Origin of the sequence: Kitasatospora sp. NPDC001539, from assembly GCF_040298565.1 — a bacterium.
GTDB lineage: Bacteria > Actinomycetota > Actinomycetes > Streptomycetales > Streptomycetaceae > Kitasatospora.
Window position 1 is genome coordinate 1 of sequence record NZ_JBEPAK010000495.1, and the last position, 1,189, is coordinate 1,189.

A 1,189-nucleotide genomic window follows, 5' to 3' on the forward strand; every position below is an offset into this window, starting at 1 on the left:
GGGCACCGGCCCGCCGCCGGCGCCCCACCCCCGTTCGCGGTCCGCGGCGGGTCGGCCGCCCCGAGCCCGGCCCCCGCCGCCGGGGCGCTCCGGTCCGTTCCACCCGGCCGCGCTGGCAGAATTGGTCCGTGATCGACGCACGACGGCTGCGGACCCTGCGGGCCGTGGCGGACCACCGCACCGTGACCGCCGCGGCGGCGGCCCTCTACCTGACCCCCTCCGCGGTCTCCCAGCAGCTGGCCGCCCTGGAGCAGGAGACCGGCCACCACCTGCTGGCCCGCGAGGGACGGGGCGTGCGGCTGACCGCCGCCGGGGAGATCCTGCTCGGCCACGCCGACGCCGTGCTGGCCCAGTTGGAGCGCGCCGAGGCCGACCTCGCCGCGTACAGCGCTGGCATCGCGGGCGAGGTCACCGTCGCGTCGTTCGCCACCGGCATCTCGCACGTGCTCGCCCCCGCGATCGGCCTGCTCGCCGAGCGCGCGCCCGGGGTGCGGCTCAAGGTGCTGGACGCCGAGGGGGACGCCAGCCTGCCGATGGTGCTGGACGGTCGCGCCGACCTCGCGGTCGCCGTCGAGTACCGGGGCGCCCCGCGCGCCGACGACGCCCGGCTGACCAGGGTCCCGCTGTACGCCGAGCCCTTCGAGGCCGTCCTGCCGCTGGCCCACCCGCTGGCCGCCGAGGAGGGGCCGCTCGCCGTCGCCGCGCTGGCCGACGAGCCCTGGATCGGCCCCTACCCGGGCAACCCCTGCCACGACGTGGTGCTGCTGGCCTGCGAGCACGCCGGCTTCCAGCCCCGGCTGCTGCACTCCTCCGACGACTTCCGCGCCGTGGTGGCGCTCGCCTCGGCCGGCTCCGGTGTCGCCCTGGTGCCCCGGTCGGCACTGCGCGGCGTGGACCTGGCCCGGGTCGCCGTGCGGCCGGTGGACAGCGATCTCGCCACCCGGCGCGTCTTCGCGGCCGTCCGGGCGGGCGCCGACGGGCACCCGCTGATCCGCCCGGTGCTGGACAGCCTCGCCCGGGCGGCCGCCGCCGGGGCGTAGGGCGGGGCGGCGCCCGGCCTCCGCTGCCCGGCCCGCGCGGCCGGGCCCTAGGGTCAATGCTGGTGACTTTAGGTTGTGTCGCGCGGGGTGACGGTTGGTGTTGCTGGTTGTGGTGGTGGCCAGTTGTGGTGCTGGGCGCGCTTGAGGGG

General features: G+C 78.2%; 1 protein-coding gene. It reads left to right on the plus strand.

Annotated features, from left to right (window positions below; all coding sequences use genetic code 11):
* The first annotated feature begins 128 nt into the window (after positions 1–128).
* A complete protein-coding gene (locus ABT247_RS33535) occupies positions 129–1,040 on the plus strand; it encodes a LysR family transcriptional regulator (RefSeq protein WP_350750397.1) in 912 nt (303 codons plus the stop codon).
* The last annotated feature ends 149 nt before the right edge of the window (positions 1,041–1,189 follow it).